The following is a 16,887-nucleotide window of genomic DNA, read 5'->3' as shown; positions in this document are numbered from 1 at the left end:
TTCATCTCGATGTAACTGAGGGTTAGCGGCCTTCACCCGGAGCACTCGGGCTGTCCTCCCCGGCAGGGGCTTCATCCCTGCCCGGTGCCTCAGGGGATCCAGGCTGCTGGTGTGCCCCTGCCCCAGGTGCGTGTTCCGGAGCCGGTCCGGCCGGCTGGGCCTGAGCCGGCTGCGCCTGGGCCTGCTGGGCAGCGGGAAGCCGGACCCCGTAACGCGGGCGGCCGTCAGGCAGGTCCGGGAACTGTCCCCGCGGTGTTCCTGCAGGTTGGGCCGGTTGGGGTGCCGGCTGCTGCTCGGTGCCGGCAACCGGCTGTCCTGCCACGCTCTGGCCGGGGGCCGCATGCGCGCCGGGCTCCGCCGGTCCCGTTGCAGGGCCGGCGTCGGGGCGTCCGGCCGCGCGGGTTCCGTAGGGATCGGCCCACGACGACGGCCGCTCCGGTGCCTGGCCCGAATACGGAGGCTGCTGCTGGTAAGGCGGCTGCTGGTAGGGAGCCTGGAAAGGCGGCTGGCCCGACGGCGCCGGGTGTCCGCTCTGTCCCACCATGGGCAGCTGGGAAAGCAGGCGCCGGGCCTCGTTGGCGGCTTCCGGCGCCACGATCACGTCATAGCTGGTGGCAATGACCTGGCTGGTGGAGGTGAAGTCGCGGCGGCCACGCTGGAAGGCATACGCCAGGACACCGAAAAGCAGCCAGAAAATGGCGCCCAGTGCCATGGAAGGAATCAGCGTGAGGTAGGAGTCGCCTCCGCCGAACAGCATCAGTGCCAGGCCCACGAACAGACCGAACCAGGCGCCGGTTGCGGCACTGGACATGGCCACGCGGGGATAGGTCAGCCGACCGGTTACCCGCTCCACTGACTTCAGCTCATTGCCGACGATGCTCACCAGGTGCACGGGGAACTTCGAGTCCGCCAGGTAGTCGACCGCCTTCTGGGCATCCAGGTAAGCCGTGTAACGGCCCACCAGCTCACCCCTGGGAAGGGTTCGTCCGGGGTCCCGCTGCGTTGAGGCGCCAAATAGGTTCGACATTCCCCTATTGTTTCTCAGTTAGGCCGGTTGTGGGCCAATGTATCGCTGGCAGTGAACGCTGCCACGCAGTGCGGCCGTTCGAATGCGCCTAACCAGCCCCCGCCAAGTAGCCTAAGTAGGGTGAGCACTAATCCTACGCGCGTCTTCATTGCACGGCTGCTGGGCCTGGATGTCTTCGACCCCCTCGGGGACAGGCTTGGCCGCCTTCGGGATGCCGTGGTGCTGGACCGCGGGGCAGGCCGACCGCCCCAGGCCGTGGGCATCGTCGTCGAGGTTCCCGGCAAGAAACGTGTCTTTGTGCCCATCACGCGCATCACCTCCATGGACCCGAGCCAGATCATCTGCACGGGCCTGGTGAACCTCCGCCGGTTCCAGCAGCGCGGGGCGGAAATGCTGGTGGTCGCGGAGCTCTTCGACAGCCGCGTAGTCCTTGCCGACGGAACCGGTGAAGCAACCGTCGAAGACATCGCCATTGAGCAGAACCGTGCCGGTGACTGGCACGTTTCAAGTCTCTTCGTGCGGCGCGGCGGAGGCGGGTCCCGGCTGCGCGGCCTGCGCCGCAAGGGCGAGCTGCTCATTATCGAATGGCCCGAGGTGGGCCACTGGGACATCACCGGCCCGCAGGCTGCCACACAGTTCGTCGCCCAGCATGATGACCTCAAGCCCGCCGACTTCGCTGAGGCACTGCATGAAATGAGCGGCAAGCGCCGTATCGAGGTGGCCAGCGAACTGCAGGATGAACGCCTCGCGGACGTGCTGCAGGAACTGCCCGACGACGACCAGGTGCAGATCCTGCAGTCCCTGGACGTTGAGCGGGCTGCCGACGTCCTGGAGGAAATGGATCCCGACGACGCCGCCGACCTGCTCAACGAGCTTCCCGAGGAGCAGAAGGAAGAGCTCCTGCAGCTGATGGAACCGGAAGACGCCCGTGACGTGCGCCGGCTCCTCCAGTACGAGGAAGACACAGCAGGCTCGCTGATGACTCCGGTCCCGGTGATCCTGCCTCCGGAAGCAACCGTCGCAGAGGCCCTCGCGCATGTGCGCCGGGAGGAACTCACCCCCGCCCTCGCGTCTTCCATCTACGTCTGCAGGCCGCCGCTGGAGACGCCCACGGGCCGCTATCTCGGCGTCGTGCACATCCAGCAGCTCCTGCGCACCGCTCCCCCGGAGGCCCTGGGCAACATCCTCGATACCGATCTGGAGCCGGTGCGGGACTTCGCCAACATCGCGGAGATTTCCCGGATGCTGGCAACCTACAACTTGAACTCATTGCCGGTGGTCAACGACACCGGACGCCTGGTGGGAGCAGTGACAGTCGACGACGTCCTGGACCACCTGCTCCCGGATGACTGGCGTGCCTCCGAAGACACCGGCCCCATAACGTGGCAGGGAAGGAAGAATGGCTGAGAAGAACCGCCCCCGTACTGACGGCCTCGACACTCCGCGCACCGCCCGAACCAGGTGGTTCCCGCGGCTTTCTCCCAACCCTGACGCCTTCGGCCATGCCACGGAGAACTTCGCCCGGTTCATGGGCACCCCGCAGTTCCTGCTCTACATGACAGTGTTCTGCGTTGTCTGGCTCGTCTGGAACACGTGGGGACCGGAGCCCCTGCGGTTCGACAGCGTGGCCCTGGGCTTCACGCTGCTGACCCTGATGCTCTCACTGCAGGCTTCCTACGCCGCTCCCCTGTTGCTGCTGGCCCAGAACCGCCAGGACGACCGGGACCGCGTCTCCATGCGGCAGGACCGCGAACGTGCCGAACGGAACCTGCTGGACACCGAATACCTCACCCGCGAGATCGCCGAGCTGCGCATCGCGCTGCGGGAAGTCGCTACCCGCGACTACGTCCGCTCCGAAATCCGCGGGCTTCTCGAGGAACTCCTCGAAGCCAATGACAACCGAGAAGACGGCCAGCGGCGCAGCACCCGCCGCCGCGGCCAGGACGGCAGCACAACTCCGCCGTCCAAAGCGACCCAGGGTGCGGGAGAAGACTAGGCAGTGCCCGAATCAAACGAACACCTGGCGGAACTGGCCCGGGCGGCCATGGAACGGGTCATTGACCCCGAACTGCGCCGTCCCATCACCGAACTCGGTATGCTGCGCAGCGTGGAGGTGGACAACGCCGGCAGCGCCCGCATCGGCGTCCTGCTCACCATTGCCGGCTGTCCGCTGCGCGGAACCATTACCGCCGACGTCGAACGCGAACTTGCCGCGGTTCCAGGCATCACCTCCGTGCACGTTGACCTGGACGTTATGAGCCAGGCGCAGCGCGAGGAACTCAAGGAGAAACTGCGCGGCCCCGGCGGTGTCCGCGGAGTTCCGTTCAGCCGTCCCGGCTCGCTGACGAAGGTCTACGCCGTTGCCAGCGGCAAGGGCGGAGTGGGTAAGTCCACGGTCACGGTCAACCTGGCCGCGGCGATGGCAGCCTCCGGCCTGCGTGTTGGGGTGGTCGACGCCGATGTCCATGGCTTCTCCGTTCCGGGCCTGCTGGGCATCACCGCAGCTCCCACGCGCGTTGACGAGATGATCCTGCCGCCGGTGGCTTACGGCATCAAGACGATTTCGATCGGCATGTTCCTGGACAAAAACCAGCCGGTTGCCTGGCGCGGGCCCATGCTCCACCGTGCCCTGGAGCAGTTCCTCACTGACGTGTATTTCGGTGACCTGGACGTACTGCTGCTGGATCTCCCTCCGGGCACCGGGGACATAGCCATCTCGGTGGGCCAGCTGGTGCCGTCTTCGGAGATCCTGGTGGTCACTACGCCGCAGGCAGCTGCGGCGGAGGTCGCGGAGCGCGCCGGAACCGTGGCGGCGCAGACCGGCCAGAAGGTGGCCGGCGTCATTGAAAACATGTCCTGGCTCACGCTGCCCACCGGCGAACGCATGGAGCTCTTCGGCTCAGGCGGCGGAGCGCTGGTTTCTGAACGGCTGGGATCCGTCCTGGGCTACGATGTTCCGCTGCTGGGCAGTATCCCGCTGGATGTGCGCCTGCGTGAGGGAGGGGACGCCGGGCTTCCGGTGGTGCTGGATGAGTCGGCAGCCGGACCGGATACCGCAGCCGATGAGCTGCGCCGCATCGCTTCCGCGCTTGCGGGACGCCCACGCGGACTGTCCGGACTGAACCTCTCGGTGACTCCGCGCTAGGCTTCAGGGGCTGGAATCAGGTTGCCTCGGCGTCGAACGGTGCCTGCTCACCTGCGCCCAGGCGTTCAATGCGCTGGAGCGGGGAGGGCGCAGAAGAAGCAGCTGCCGTCCGGGCAGGAGCAGGTGCAGCGGCGGCAGAATCGGCTCCAGCCCGCACTGCTGCCGGCCGGGCGGATCCATTGCTGCGAGCAGTTGCCGGGCGCACCGCCTCTTCAACGTCGTCGAGCAGTGCTTCCTTGATAATCCGCCGGGGATCGTACTGGCGCGGGTCCAGCTTCCGCCAGTCCACCTCGTCAATTTCCGGACCCACTTCTTCGCGCAGCTGTTCGCGCGCACCCGTAGCCATTCGGCGCAGTTCACGGACCAGGCGGGCCAGCTGGGAAGCGTATTCGGGCAGGCGTTCGGGCCCAAGGATGGCCACGGCGAGGACCGCCAGGATGATCAGCTCATAGCCGTTAATTCCGAACACTTTTGAAGGTTACCTTTTCCCGCGGGATTGAGGCCACTTTAGGGTCGGACTCAAAGTGAACGTCCTGCGCCGGCCAGCAGGGCCAGCCCGTTCAGGACACGGTCCACGGCCCCGGAATCCGGGTTCCTCGCAGGCACCAGCAGGCGGGCTGACTCACTGAGGGACAGTTCGCCTACTACGGAAGACAGGGTTTCCCCGGGCACCGAGGACCGCAGGGTGTAGGTAACATTCCGTGCAGAGAGCACAGCCTCCCCGGGACGGGCGTCGTCGCGCCAGATCCTCGGAGTGGTTGCAGGTGCGCCCGAGGGGGCGCTGAAGCCTTCCTCGGCCACCGGCCGTCCGCTTACGGCATGCAGTACCTCAGGGTTGGCGCCACCCTGTCGCGGGCGCTGTTCGTAGACCGTGAGGGTCTCACCGTTGCGGGTCAGTTCCAGTGCAACTGCGGGATGTCCGGCTACGTGCAGGGTCCGCGCCGAGGCGAGCGTAAAGCCAAGCGCGTCCAGTTCCGGGCAGGACCAGCCGGCATTGCGCAACTGCTGCACGTCCTCGGCAGAAAGGCTGCCGGCACGCTGTTCCGCCAGCTGGTTCCAGCCCGCCAGCAGGTGCGCCTGCTGCGGCTGTGAAAGCGGTTCATCCGCAACGGATCCAAGAATGTAGGCGCCGGCAAGGACCAATCCCGAGACCATGGTGAGGATTCCCCCGATTGCAACGGCGTACCGTGCCCGGCCCCGTCCGGGGGCGGAGGCGGGCCTGGCTGCGTTGTCGGCGACGATCCGGCTGGCCAGGTCTTCCCGCGGGGCCGGTACCTTCATGGCCCTGAGGCGGCTGCGGAGCCGGCGTTCTTCTTCCACCGCGCACCGGCACGCAGCGCAGCGCGAAAGGTGGGTCTGGACGGCGGCACGCCTGCGGGCCGGTAATTCCTCGTCCAGGAACTCACGAAGATGACGTTTGGGGTGGCGCATATGCTCTAGCCGGCTCCTGCCACGCGCGGAAGCTTGAGGCTCACCGAGGGAGTCCGGCGCTGCGCCGGATCACGGTGTGCGAGCTTCTCCTTCAGCATGCTGCGTCCCCGGTGGATGCGGGAGCGGACCGTGCCCAGCTTGACGCCAAGCGCGTGCGCCACTTCGTCATAGGAGAGACCTTCAAGGTCACACAGCACGACGGCGGCACGGAAGTCCGGGGGCAGTTCCTCCAGCGCACGCTGGATGTCCACATCAAGGTTGTTGAACTCGAAGCTGCGCTCCGGTCCGGGGCCCGGGGAGGGCAGCCTGCTCTCGGCTTCTTCGCTCATGCCGTCGAACCGGATGCGGCTGCGGCGGCGTGCCTGGTCCAGGAAAAGATTGGTGGTGATCCGGTGCAGCCACCCGTCCAGGGTTCCGGGCTGGAAGTTGGCAAGGGAGCGGAAGACACGGACGAAGACTTCCTGGGTGAGGTCTTCGGCGTCGTGCTTGTTGCCGGTCAGCCGGTAGGCCAGCCGGTACACCTTGGCAGAGTGGGTCTCCACCACTTCCTGCCAGGACGGACGCACCCAGTCAGTTACTGCGGGTGCGTCGGCAGTGCCGTCAAGTGTCCCTGTCACGGTCTTCCTCCCTTCGTAACGTGTTCCTGCCCCCTGGAGCGTACGGCGTGGCACGGAGCAGGCGGGCGATCGTCAGTAGGTTCACCATCCATGTTGACGCATATTTCTGAGAGTTCGCTGTTAGCACGCCCCGTGGAAGGAGACAAGTAGCTTCAGGGCAGCATCCGGCCCTCATCCCCCGCGCGCCGCGCACGCGGTGCTGGCTGGCGGGAATCGGGCCGGTATGGCCTTAAGCTTGTAATGCCGCGGTGCCCGCGGCATTGCAACGCAGCACTTGGCAGCTGCCGGCCGCATTCCCCGGACCGGGTCGGACCATGTACACGCGGGATGCGGAACCCCTGGATTATTTGAGCGAAAGAGACAGTACGCCCATGAGCGCCGACAAGCAGAGCACGTGGTCCTACACGGAAGCGCTGCCGTTCGAGGATGAAGTGCTGCTCCGCGCACGGGAACGTTCACATGAACTCGGCGTGAACCCGGTCAGCACCGGGGTTGGGGCCGCGCTGACCGTGCTGGCGGCGTCGTCGAAGGCGCAGACCGTGGTGGAGATCGGAACGGGCGCCGGAGTGTCCGGGGTATGCCTGCTTCGGGGCCTGGGGACCGGATCGGTGCTGACGACCATCGATTCGGATGTGGACCATCTTCGTGCCGCACGCCAGGCATATTCGGAAGCGGGGATTCCAGGCAACCGGACCCGCACGATTTCGGGCCGGGCTGCCCAGGTGCTCCCGCGCCTGACGGATAACGCCTACGACCTTGTTTTCATAGATGCGGACAAGCCGTCGTTCCTCCTGTACACCGAACAGGCAGTGCGGCTGCTCAAGCCCGGAGGCCTGATGATCATCAACGGAGCCCTGGACAACGGCCGGGTGGCCGACCCCGCTGCCCGGGATCAGCTGACCGTGGCCATGCGCCAGGTCGGCCGGTTCATCCGGGATAACGATCGCTTGGTCTCAGCACTGCTGCCCACCGGTGACGGCCTGCAGCTGGCCGTCAAAACGGCCGCCGGCCTCTAAGCTGTCTGCGCCCGTACCCGGGCAGCCCTGGCACGGAGGAACGCGATCAGCAGCCGGGCTCCAAAGCCCGTAGCACCCTTGGAGTATTCGTGGGTATCCGAGGACACCTCCATTGGGCCGGCAATGTCCAGGTGGATCCAGGGCGTGCCGTCCACGAACTTTTCCAGGAACAGCGCGCCCAGGATCGCCCCGCCGCCGGCCTTCGCACCCACCGGGGCAACATGTGCCAGGTCCGCGGACGTGGAGTCGAGCAGGTAGTCGTACTCAGGCACCAGCGGCAGCTGCCAAAGCGGTTCGCCGCTGCTGCTCGCAGCCGCCTCCAGCGCGCTGAGCAGGTTGGGGTCGTTGCCGAAAAGTGCCGCGTGCCGCTTACCCAGGCCCAGGACCGCGGCACCGGTGAGGGTCGCCACGTCGATCAGCGCTGAAGGGTGGAGTTCCTGCACTGCATAGGCCAGCGCATCGGCGAGGACCATCCGTCCTTCGGCATCCGTGTTGCCGATCTCCACCGTGGTGCCGTTGTAGGTACGCACAATGTCGCCGGGGCGGTAGGAGGCCCCGCCCAGGGCGTTTTCGGCCAGGGCGAGCAGAGCAGTTACCTCGAACGGCACGTGGAGCTCGGCTGCGGCCTGGACCGCGGCCAGGACGACAGCGGAGCCCGCCATGTCCATTTTCATCGCGGGCATTGATTCGCGCGGTTTCAGGGAGATCCCGCCGGAGTCGAAGGTGATGCCCTTGCCTACGAGGACTACGCTCTCGTCCGTCGCGGCGGCCGCCGGCCGGTAGGTCACGCGAACCAGGCGGGGACCGTTGGCGGAGCCGGAGCCCACGGCGGTCAGCCCGCCGAATCCTTCGGCCTGAAGCCTCTGCGGGTCCCAGACTTCAACGTCCAGGCCGTGGGAAGCTGCCACAGCACCTGCCTGGGCTGCCATCCACTCCGGGGTGGCGGTGTCCGGCGGGGTATTGGTCAGGTCCCTGGCCAGCCAGGTGGCACGGGCCGAGGTTTCTGCCAGTTCCAAGGCCTGGGTCAGCAGGCCGGTGACTTCCATTTCCGCAGCCATCGGCTCGCCTGGCTTCTGCTGCCCGGTCCTCGGCGCCCGGTATCCGCCGAGGAAGAAACCTTCAAGGAACGCCTGCTGGGCCTGGGCAGTCAGTGAATCAATGACGCTCATCCGGATTTTCCGGGCACCGAACGTTGCCCGTGCCAGGCTCGCGCCGGCCCGCCTGAGGCTTTGGTGGGATTCGTCGCCAACGCCCAGGTAGATGAGTTTCCCGGGAAGGTCTTCGGATCCCCGCGGCGGCTCCACAACCAGGTGTTCACCGGCCTTGCCGGTGACGCCTGCAGCTTCAGCGCGGGCAGCCACGTCAATCCCGTAGCGCACGGCAGCTTCCACCGCTCCGCGCCTGGGCTCGGGAACCGTTCGGTCTCCGGCCGGACCGGGCGCAATAGCGACGGCGAGGACGTCCACGCCTTCGGCCGGAGCGGGCTGAAGCCCCTGGCCCCCAGCCGGGTCCCCGGGGCGCTCCGCCAGCGGAGCGAGCCCGGATACCGTTGTCATGGACATCCTGCGGGTAGCCTGCGAGGCTCCCGCAGGCCTGGAATTCTGCCTGTTAGGACGCATGCACCAAGCCTAGCTGGTGACGCCGAGGAGGCATTCCTTGAGCTTGCCTGCTTCTTCGGCATTGAGTTCAACGACCAGGCGGCCGCCGCCGTCGATGGGCACCCGCAAGATCAGGCTGCGCCCTTCTTTGGTGACCTCCATGGGTCCATCACCCGTACGCGGTTTCATCGCAGCCATATTGAAGTTCCCCTTTCAAAAGTGCACTGCGGGGTTATTCCCCGAGTAATCACCGTTCCTGCTGCCGCCGGTCCCCATTGTTGTTAGGGTGCCGAGCCGCATTTGGCCCCATTATTCCGTACAAACCGTAAGCAGGCGAAATTTCGGTGTGTCTGGGGACACACTCAGGCGTTGCGCCGGGGCTGGGAAGGCCTGCGGAATTCGCACCCGGCCAAGTGATCGTTCACATATCCGGTGGCCTGCAGCATGGCGTAGGCCGTCACCGGACCCACGAACCGGAACCCGTGCCGCCGCAGTTCCCTGGAGAGGCTGCGGGACTCCGTCGTCTCAGCCGGGACGTCCGCCAACGTCTGCGGGGCCGGCTTCCCGGGCGGCCGGTGCCTCTCCAGCAGCGCACCAAGCGATTCCCCGTCAGGAAGCGCCAGCAGCGCCCTCGCATTGCCAATGGTGGCGCGGATCTTCGCTTCGTTGCGGACAATGCCCGCATCACCCATCAGCGACTCCACCTCCGCTTCCCCGAAAGCAGCCACTTTGTGCGGGTCGAAGCCGCTAAAGGCTTCGCGGAAGGCGTCCCGTTTCCGCAGGATGGTGATCCAGCTGAGGCCCGACTGGAACCCCTCGAGACACAGCCGCTCAAACAGGGCGGATTCGCCGTGCACGGGGCGGCCCCATTCGGTGTCGTGGTAGGCCAGATAGTCATCGCTGGCCAAGGCCCAGGGACAGCGGAGGCGGCCGTCTGTCCCGGCGAGGGCTGTCACGGCTCCTGCCGCTCGGACTGTTCCTCCGGCTCCGCCAGGGCGTGCCTGCCGGTTTCGGGCCGGGTTCCGGCACCCGGTTCCCGGAGTTGAGCCAGGGCGGCGTCCTTCTCCAGCAGCGCCCGGGCCAGCCGGGCCAGGACCTCATCCACCTCGTCCATGCGGTAACCCCGCAGGGCCACGGAGAACTTCAGGTCGGCTATGTCGGCGGCTTCGGGATGATCGGGAAGCAGTACCGGCGGAAGACGCGGGTCCGGCTCCCCCGGCACAGCTGCCGCGTCCCGAAGCTGCGGTGCACCGCCGGTCCCTTCCCGGCGCGGGCCGATCCGGCCGGCAGCAAACACTGCTGCGGCTCCAACGGCGGCTATTGCAAGGAATGCAAGCAGGATCATCACCGGTCCATCGTCGCAGATCCGCCGTCCTGCAGTCAGAGCGAGAGGTGCCCCGCGCTGTCGGCGATAACCAGCTTCACTGCCTCGGCCGGGTCATCCACCACGTGGACCAGGTCCAGGTCCTTGGCGGAGATCATGCCTTCTTCCAGAAGCGTTCCCCGCACCCATTCCAGCAGGGGCGTCCAGAAATCGGTGCCAATGAGCACAATGGGGAATGAGGTGACTTTCTGTGTCTGGACCAGGGTCATCGCCTCGAAGAGTTCGTCCAGAGTTCCAAAACCGCCCGGCAGCACAATGAATCCCTGGGCGTACTTCACGAACATTGTCTTGCGGACAAAGAAATAGCGGAAGTTGATGCCCAGGTCCACCCACTCGTTGAGGCCGGTTTCGAAGGGCAGTTCAATTCCCAGGCCGACGGATACTCCCCCGGCTTCCACTGCCCCCTTGTTTGCGGCCTCCATGGACCCGGGTCCGCCGCCGGTAATCACCGCCAGGCCGGCCTCCGAAAGCAGCCTGCCCACGGCCTCGCCCGTCTTGTACCAGCGGGACCCCGGCAGGCTCCGCGCCGAACCGAACACGCTGACCGCCGGCCCCAGCTCCGAAAGGGTTCCGAAACCCTCCACGAACTCGCTTTGGATGCGCAGCACCCGCCACGGATCAGTGTGGGTGAAGCTTGTTCCCCCGGCAGTGTCCAGCAGGAACCTGTCCGACTGCGGGACCCGGGCCTGCCCGCGCCGCAGTTCCACCGGACCGCGCCGTTTCGCCGATGCCGGACCTGCGAAGTCTTCTTCGTCACTGATAGCCATCTACCAAGGCTAGCGTCACCGGCGTGAGGGGAACCCCATCACGGCATGCCGGGGGCGTCGTTAGGTTTCTCTTGAGTCACGATTTGTCCACGTCAGAGTGATCGGGGACACCAGGGGTTGATTTGTTCGCTATCTTCTACCTATGACCAGTGACACAACATCAGGGCAGCCGGTGCCTGAGCAAGCAGCACCCCTCGTCTCGCTGAAGAACGTAAACAAGCACTTCGGGGACCTCCATGTGCTGCGGGACATCAACCTTGATGTGGCGCGCGGCGAAGTCGTAGTGGTGATCGGCCCCTCCGGGTCCGGCAAGTCAACACTGTGCCGCGCCATCAACCGCCTGGAGACGATCGACGACGGTGAGATCACCATCGACGGCAAGGCCCTGCCCGCAGAAGGCAAGGCCCTGGCCAAGCTGCGTGCCGACGTCGGAATGGTCTTCCAGTCGTTCAACCTCTTCGCGCATAAGTCCATCCTGGACAACGTCGCCCTGGGGCCCATCAAGGTCAAGCGGACCAAGGCCGCCGAGGCCAAGGAGAAGGCCATGGCGCTGCTGAAGCGGGTAGGCGTGGACAACCAGGCGAACAAGCTTCCGGCCCAGCTCTCCGGCGGCCAGCAGCAGCGCGTCGCGATTGCACGGGCCCTGGCCATGAAGCCGAAGGTCATGCTGTTCGACGAGCCCACCTCGGCGCTTGACCCGGAAATGATCAACGAGGTCCTGGACACCATGGTGGAGCTCGCCCAGGAGGGCATGACCATGATCGTGGTGACCCATGAAATGGGCTTCGCCCGCAAGGCAGCCGACCGCGTGATCTTCATGGCGGACGGCCAGATCGTTGAGCAGGCTGCACCGGAAGAGTTCTTCACCAACCCGAAGAGCGACCGGGCCAAGGACTTCCTCGGCAAGATCCTCGCTCACTAACGCGCCACTCACGCACCACCAGCTTTTCATCCACCCTTTGAGGCAAGGCTTGGGCCCCCACGGGCCCCAGGCCGCAATGCAAGGAGAAAAAATGCGCAAGACCCGTTACGCAGTCGCCGCCATGGCCGCAGCTGCCGCACTGACCCTGTCCGCCTGCGGCGCCGACTCCGGCTCCGACAGCGCCGAGTCCGGTGATGCAGAAACCATCCGCATCGGCATCAAGTTCGACCAGCCGGGCCTGGGCTTCGCGGAAGCCGGCGACTACGCAGGCTTCGACGTGGATGTTGCCAAGTACGTAGCCAACGAACTCGGCTACGGCGAAGACCAGATCGAATGGATTGAGACTCCGTCCGCCCAGCGCGAGAACATGCTGGAAAACGACCAGGTCGACATGATCTTCGCGACCTACTCCATCACCGACACGCGCAAGGAAAAGGTCTCCTTCGCCGGACCGTACTTCATTGCCGGCCAGGACCTGCTGGTCCGCTCCGACTCTGACATCACCGGCCCTGAAGACCTGAACGGCAAGACCCTGTGCTCGGTCACCGGCTCCACGTCCGCCCAGAAGGTCAAGGACGGAATCGCCAACGACGTGAACCTGGTTGAACAGCCCAGCTACGCCGAGTGCGTCACCGCCATGCAGGGCGGCTCCATTGACGCCGTAACCACCGATGACATCATCCTGGCCGGCCTGGCTTCCACTGACGCCAACAAGGGCCAGTTCAAGGTTGTCGGCAACACCTTCTCCGAAGAGAAGTACGGCGTCGGCATCCAGAAGGGCAGCGACAAGTGTGAAGACATCAACGCGGCCATCGAAAAGATGATCGAAGACGGCGCCTGGGAAGAAGCCATCAAGAAGAACACCGAAGGCGCTGACTACACGTTCAACGCTGAGCTGAACCCGCCGGCCATGGACGCCTGCGCCTAAGCGGTCCGCCTCCGCCGGGTTTTCGGCGGCAAAGTTCGGGGCAGGGCCTAGGCCCTGCCCCGAACTCCGCTCCACACATCTTTACGGAAGAGGTGACATATGGAAGGTTTCCTCGAGCTCTTCGGCGAATACGACGTCGTCGGGGCCTTCTGGGTCAACATCCAACTAACATTCTGGGCCGCGCTTTGGTCCCTGGTGCTTGGCACCATCCTGGCGGTGATGCGCATTTCGCCGATTGCCAGCCTTCGCTGGTTCGGCACTGCCTACGTCAACATCTTCAGGAACACCCCGCTGACCATCATCATGGTGTTCGGCACCCTTGCCTTGTGGTCCCAGCTGCAGGTCAACCTCTCCAGCGATTTCGAACTCAACTTCTTCCGGCTGGCTGTGCTCTCGCTCTCCGTCTACCACGCGGCGTTCGTCTGTGAAGCGATCCGAAGCGGTGTAAACACCGTGCCGCTGGGACAGGCTGAAGCTGCACGTTCAATCGGCCTCTCATTCCTGCCCGCAGCGTGGCTGATCATCCTGCCGCAGGCTTTCCGCGGCGCCGTCGCCCCGCTGGGCAACGTGCTGATCGCGCTGGCGAAGAACACGACTGTCGCTGCGGTGGCCAGTGTCGCCGAAGCATCAGGGCTGATGAAGACGATGATCGAGTTCCGGCCCGATCTGATGACGCAGATCTTCCTGACCTTCGCAATGGGCTTTGTACTCATTGTTATCCCCATTGGCCTGCTCACTACCTGGGCCTCGAAGAAACTGGCGGTGGCCCGATGAGCCAAAGTGTCCTGTTTGACGCCCCCGGGCCTCGCGCACGCCGTCGTATCCTCATCGCCAACATCCTCGGCGGGCTGTTCATCCTGGGCCTGCTCGCCATCGTCGTGAACGGCCTGGCGGAGAAGGGCCAGTTCGAAGCAGCCAAGTGGACGCCCTTCCTTGAAGCGGACACGTGGCAGTACAACATGCTCCCGGGCCTGATGGCCACGCTCCGCGCTGCCGCCGTCGCGATCGTGACGTCCATCGTCTTCGGCCTGATCTTCGGCCTTGGACGCCTGTCCTCGGTCAAGGCCATCAGCTGGGTCGCCGGCCTGGTCGTGGAGTTCTTCCGCGCCGTGCCCGTCCTGCTGATGATGATCTTCTTCTACCAGTTCCTGTCCAAGGCCACTCCGGTCCCGCCGGCGGATGTTCCGTTCGTCGCCGTTGTCCTGGCGCTGACCCTGTACAACGGTTCAGTGATCGCTGAGCTTGTGCGCTCCGGTGTCTTCGGCCTGCCGAAGGGACAGCGCGAAGCGGGACTCGCAATCGGCCTGACCCGCAGCCAGTCCCTTCGGGTGATCGAGGTCCCGCAGGCGCTGGTCGCCATGCTTCCGGCACTGCTGAGCCAGTTCGTCGTCATCCTGAAGGACTCGGCACTGGGCGCCTTCATCGGCTACAGCGAACTGCTGGTCTTCGCCCGGAGGCTTGCCTCCGGTGAAGGCAACATCCTGCCGGCGCTGCTGGTCACCGCCGCGATCTTCATCATCCTGAACATGATCCTGACTTTCGCCGCCCAGCGCCTCTCGCGCCGGCTTGGAGCACGTGCAGGAAAACTCCTCAGGGCAGAAGACGCCGTGGAGCCCGAAGGGGTGCCCGCACCGACCAAGTAGCCCCCTCCCCACGAGATAGTAGAAAGTGCCGTTTAGAAGCTTCTAAAGGGCACTTTCTGCTATCTCGTGGCAGAGGCTAGGCGGCGAGCCAGGTTTCCAGGGCAGAGAGGCACTGGCGGATGGCGCCGGCACTGACATGCTCATTATCCGAATGCGCCAGCAGCGCATCGCCCGGGCCAAAGTTAACTGCCGGAATGCCCAGGGCACTGAAGCGGGCGACGTCGGTCCACCCGTACTTGGGTTTGGGCTCGGCTCCCACGGCCGCCACGAAGCTGGCCGCGGCCGGACGGTCCAGTCCGGGACGGGCTCCGGCCGAGGAGTCGGTGAGCACCAGGTCAAAGCCGTCCAGCAGCTCCCGCACGTAGGCCTCGGCCTGGGCAGGGTTCTTGTCCGGGGCGAAGCGGTAGTTGATTTCCACCACGGCTGAATCCGGAATCACGTTGCCCGCTGTGCCGCCGTGTATCTTCACGGCATTGAGCGACTCGCGATAGTCCAGTCCTTCAACCCGAACGGTTGCCGGCTGGTGGTCGCGCAGCCTCACCAGGATCTCGGCGGCACCATGGATGGCGTTCTCCCCCATCCAGGCACGCGCCGAATGCGCTGCTTTGCCGGTGGTTCGGGCCTGAAAGCGCATGGTCCCGTTGCATCCGCCTTCCACCGTCCCGTCAGTGGGTTCCAGCAGGATCGCGAAGTCGGCCTTCAGCCATTCAGGGAATGACTTTTCCAGGCGGCCCAGGCCGCTGAGGGACGCATCGACTTCCTCGTGGTCGTAGAAAATGAACGTAATGTCCCGGCTTGGATCGGTGAGCCTGGCTGCCAGCGCCAGCTGCACCGCCACACCGCCCTTCATATCCGTAGCACCGCGTCCGTAGAGGACGTCGCCGTCCCGGCTCGAAGGCACGGTTCCCCGGGAACCGGGAACGGAGGGCAGCGGCACGGTGTCCAGGTGCCCGGCGAGGATGACGCGCTCACTGCGGCCAAGGCTGGTGCGGGCCATGATCGAATCGCCGTCACGCACCACTTCAAGGTGGTCCAGGCCCTTCAGGGCTTGCTCCACGGCATCGGCAATGGCCGCTTCGTTCCCGGACACACTCTCAATGTCCATCAGTGCCGCCGTCAGGTCAGCGACGTCGTCGAGCAGGTTCAGGGGTTTGGCAGGTAATACGGTCACCGGTCCAGAGTACCGCTCGGTAGAGTAGAACCCATGACTTCAAGCACTTCCTCAGCCCCCACCCCACGCACCGCGTCCGGTCTCGGACTGGCCACCGTAGCCGCAGACGGCACGGTACTGGATGTCTGGTACCCCAGCCCCGCCCTCGCTCCCCTGCCGGAGGACGCAACGCTGGCAGCCGACCTTGCGAAGGCTGCGGCCACCATGGCTGACGAGGTCCGCGGAACCTGCGGGGAGGTCCTCGAAACGGAGATCGACCTCGATGCGGCTCCTGCCAACACCGCCGACGCCTACCTGCGCCTGCATGTTCTCTCTGCACGCCTCGCAGCACCGAACACCATCAACCTGGACGGCATCTTCGGTGTCCTGCCTAACGTCGTCTGGACCAACTTCGGCCCCTGCCAGGTGGCCGGCTTCGACCAGGTAAGGATTGGCCTGCGTGCCCGCGGTGCCGTAACTGTCTACGGCGTGGACAAGTTCCCGCGCATGGTGGATTACGTCCTGCCCTCCGGCGTGCGCATCGCAGACGCGGACCGTGTCCGCCTGGGTGCGCACCTGGCCGAGGGCACTACGGTCATGCACGAAGGCTTCGTCAACTTCAATGCCGGCACCCTGGGAACTTCCATGGTCGAAGGCCGGATCTCAGCCGGGGTCGTTGTGGGCAACGGCTCCGACGTGGGCGGCGGCGCATCCATCATGGGCACCCTCTCCGGCGGCGGCAAGGAACGCATCACTGTTGGGGAGCGTGTGCTTCTGGGCGCCAACTCCGGCGTGGGCATCAGCATCGGCGATGACAGCGTCGTCGAGGCAGGCCTGTACGTCACTGCAGGCACCCGCGTCAGTGTTGCGGACCCTGAAACCAACGAGGTGCGCACCGTCAAGGCAGCTGATCTGTCCGGTGTGCCCGGCCTGCTCTTCCGGCGCAATTCAGCCACCGGCGCCGTCGAGGCCCTGCCCCGCCTGGCCCACACGGTTGAGCTGAACGAAGCGCTGCACGCCAACTAGGGTCCGGACCAGGAGAATAGGGCAGTGGCCCGTACCATGCCGCCGGCACGGCGCAGACGCACCAGCGTGCTGCTTCTTGGCGCTGCGGCGGCAGCTGCGGTGCTGCTTTACCTCCTGGTCCTGGCCACCGGACGCGACGAGGACCGTCCGGTGCGCGAACGCTGCAGCGCAACGGTCAGCGGTGCTTCCTGGTCCCTGAACCCGGACCAGGCGGCCAACGCCTCCACCATCAC

At 65.6% G+C, this 16,887-nt stretch carries 19 protein-coding genes and 1 pseudogene; 10 read left to right on the top strand and 10 right to left on the bottom strand.

What is annotated here, in order from left to right; translation table 11 throughout:
* Positions 1-22 precede the first annotated feature (22 nt).
* Complete coding sequence (locus tag ABFX29_RS08925; protein ID WP_211372345.1) at positions 23-1,027, bottom strand: general stress protein; 1,005 nt, start codon at positions 1,025-1,027, stop codon at positions 23-25.
* Positions 1,028-1,147: 120 nt separating this feature from the next.
* Between ABFX29_RS08925 and ABFX29_RS08920 the strand changes: the two genes are divergently transcribed.
* The 3 genes from ABFX29_RS08920 to ABFX29_RS08910 are packed head-to-tail and all read left to right on the top strand — an operon-like array spanning position 1,148 to position 4,172.
* Positions 1,148-2,434 (top strand): magnesium transporter MgtE N-terminal domain-containing protein, encoded by a 1,287-nt coding sequence (locus tag ABFX29_RS08920; RefSeq protein WP_152226683.1) that lies wholly within the window; start codon positions 1,148-1,150, stop codon positions 2,432-2,434.
* Positions 2,427-3,023, top strand: a complete 597-nt coding sequence (locus ABFX29_RS08915) for a DUF1003 domain-containing protein (protein ID WP_152226681.1) — start codon at positions 2,427-2,429, stop codon at positions 3,021-3,023. The genes ABFX29_RS08920 and ABFX29_RS08915 overlap by 8 nt, the downstream gene beginning before the upstream one ends.
* Positions 3,024-3,071: 48 nt before the next feature.
* Positions 3,072-4,172 carry a P-loop NTPase gene (locus ABFX29_RS08910; RefSeq protein ID WP_152227337.1) on the top strand — a complete coding sequence of 367 codons (1,101 nt, stop codon included), beginning with the start codon at positions 3,072-3,074 and terminating at the stop codon, positions 4,170-4,172.
* 16 nt (positions 4,173-4,188) lie between these two features.
* Here the strand turns inward: ABFX29_RS08910 and ABFX29_RS08905 are convergent, their stop codons facing one another.
* From ABFX29_RS08905 to sigE, 3 genes are read right to left on the bottom strand one after another with little or no spacing between them, the layout of a single operon-like run.
* Complete coding sequence (locus ABFX29_RS08905; RefSeq protein ID WP_152226679.1) at positions 4,189-4,641, bottom strand: twin-arginine translocase TatA/TatE family subunit; 453 nt, start codon at positions 4,639-4,641, stop codon at positions 4,189-4,191.
* A gap of 50 nt (positions 4,642-4,691) precedes the next feature.
* Positions 4,692-5,603, bottom strand: a complete 912-nt coding sequence (locus tag ABFX29_RS08900) for a zf-HC2 domain-containing protein (RefSeq protein WP_152226677.1) — start codon at positions 5,601-5,603, stop codon at positions 4,692-4,694.
* Positions 5,604-5,608: 5 nt separating this feature from the next.
* Positions 5,609-6,220 (bottom strand): RNA polymerase sigma factor SigE, encoded by a 612-nt coding sequence (gene sigE, locus ABFX29_RS08895; protein ID WP_152226675.1) that lies wholly within the window; start codon positions 6,218-6,220, stop codon positions 5,609-5,611.
* A 371-nt stretch (positions 6,221-6,591) separates the two neighbouring features.
* Here sigE and ABFX29_RS08890 point away from each other — a divergent pair, with 371 nt between their 5' ends.
* Positions 6,592-7,236, top strand: a complete 645-nt coding sequence (locus ABFX29_RS08890) for an O-methyltransferase (RefSeq protein ID WP_152226673.1) — start codon at positions 6,592-6,594, stop codon at positions 7,234-7,236.
* Here ABFX29_RS08890 and ABFX29_RS08885 read toward each other — a convergent pair.
* The 5 genes from ABFX29_RS08885 to ABFX29_RS08865 form a co-directional block, all read right to left on the bottom strand.
* Positions 7,233-8,792, bottom strand: coding sequence for a leucyl aminopeptidase family protein (locus ABFX29_RS08885; protein ID WP_170287725.1), 1,560 nt, complete (start codon positions 8,790-8,792; stop codon positions 7,233-7,235). The two genes, ABFX29_RS08890 and ABFX29_RS08885, sit on opposite strands and share 4 nt — an antisense overlap.
* Before the next feature lie 72 nt (positions 8,793-8,864).
* Positions 8,865-9,032, bottom strand: coding sequence for a DUF3117 domain-containing protein (locus ABFX29_RS08880; protein WP_082413265.1), 168 nt, complete (start codon positions 9,030-9,032; stop codon positions 8,865-8,867).
* Between the two features lie 164 nt (positions 9,033-9,196).
* Positions 9,197-9,790, bottom strand: a complete 594-nt coding sequence (locus ABFX29_RS08875) for a DNA-3-methyladenine glycosylase I (RefSeq protein WP_152226669.1) — start codon at positions 9,788-9,790, stop codon at positions 9,197-9,199.
* A complete protein-coding gene (locus tag ABFX29_RS08870; RefSeq protein WP_246167288.1) occupies positions 9,787-10,179 on the bottom strand; it encodes a DivIVA domain-containing protein in 393 nt (130 codons plus the stop codon). The genes ABFX29_RS08875 and ABFX29_RS08870 overlap by 4 nt, the downstream gene beginning before the upstream one ends.
* A 35-nt stretch (positions 10,180-10,214) precedes the next feature.
* A complete protein-coding gene (locus ABFX29_RS08865; protein WP_152226665.1) occupies positions 10,215-10,985 on the bottom strand; it encodes an LOG family protein in 771 nt (256 codons plus the stop codon).
* Between the two features lie 142 nt (positions 10,986-11,127).
* On the opposite strand from ABFX29_RS08865, the gene ABFX29_RS08860 reads away from it, so the two are divergent.
* The 4 genes from ABFX29_RS08860 (at position 11,128) to ABFX29_RS08845 (ending at position 14,478) form a co-directional block, all read left to right on the top strand.
* Positions 11,128-11,907: an amino acid ABC transporter ATP-binding protein gene (locus tag ABFX29_RS08860; RefSeq protein ID WP_152226663.1), complete on the top strand. Its 780-nt coding sequence runs from the start codon at positions 11,128-11,130 to the stop codon at positions 11,905-11,907.
* A gap of 91 nt (positions 11,908-11,998) precedes the next feature.
* Positions 11,999-12,835, top strand: a complete 837-nt coding sequence (locus tag ABFX29_RS08855; RefSeq protein WP_152226661.1) for a glutamate ABC transporter substrate-binding protein — start codon at positions 11,999-12,001, stop codon at positions 12,833-12,835.
* A gap of 99 nt (positions 12,836-12,934) precedes the next feature.
* Complete coding sequence (locus ABFX29_RS08850) at positions 12,935-13,609, top strand: amino acid ABC transporter permease (protein WP_152226659.1); 675 nt, start codon at positions 12,935-12,937, stop codon at positions 13,607-13,609.
* Positions 13,606-14,478 carry an amino acid ABC transporter permease gene (locus ABFX29_RS08845; protein ID WP_152226657.1) on the top strand — a complete coding sequence of 291 codons (873 nt, stop codon included), beginning with the start codon at positions 13,606-13,608 and terminating at the stop codon, positions 14,476-14,478. The genes ABFX29_RS08850 and ABFX29_RS08845 overlap by 4 nt, the downstream gene beginning before the upstream one ends.
* Positions 14,479-14,554: 76 nt before the next feature.
* On the opposite strand, the gene dapE is transcribed toward ABFX29_RS08845, so the two are convergent.
* On the bottom strand, positions 14,555-15,649 hold the full coding sequence (gene dapE, locus ABFX29_RS08840) for a succinyl-diaminopimelate desuccinylase (protein WP_152226655.1): 1,095 nt from the start codon (positions 15,647-15,649) through the stop codon (positions 14,555-14,557).
* A gap of 33 nt (positions 15,650-15,682) precedes the next feature.
* Between dapE and dapD the strand changes: the two genes are divergently transcribed.
* Together dapD and ABFX29_RS08830 are read left to right on the top strand one after the other, a co-directional pair.
* Complete coding sequence (gene dapD / locus ABFX29_RS08835; protein WP_152226653.1) at positions 15,683-16,654, top strand: 2,3,4,5-tetrahydropyridine-2,6-dicarboxylate N-succinyltransferase; 972 nt, start codon at positions 15,683-15,685, stop codon at positions 16,652-16,654.
* 36 nt (positions 16,655-16,690) lie between these two features.
* Positions 16,691-16,887, top strand: a pseudogene (locus ABFX29_RS08830) (hypothetical protein); the annotation flags it as partial.

The organism is Arthrobacter gandavensis (assembly GCF_039528575.1).
Taxonomy (GTDB): domain Bacteria; phylum Actinomycetota; class Actinomycetes; order Actinomycetales; family Micrococcaceae; genus Arthrobacter_B; species Arthrobacter_B citreus_B.
This window is presented reverse-complemented; position numbering and strand designations above follow the sequence as displayed.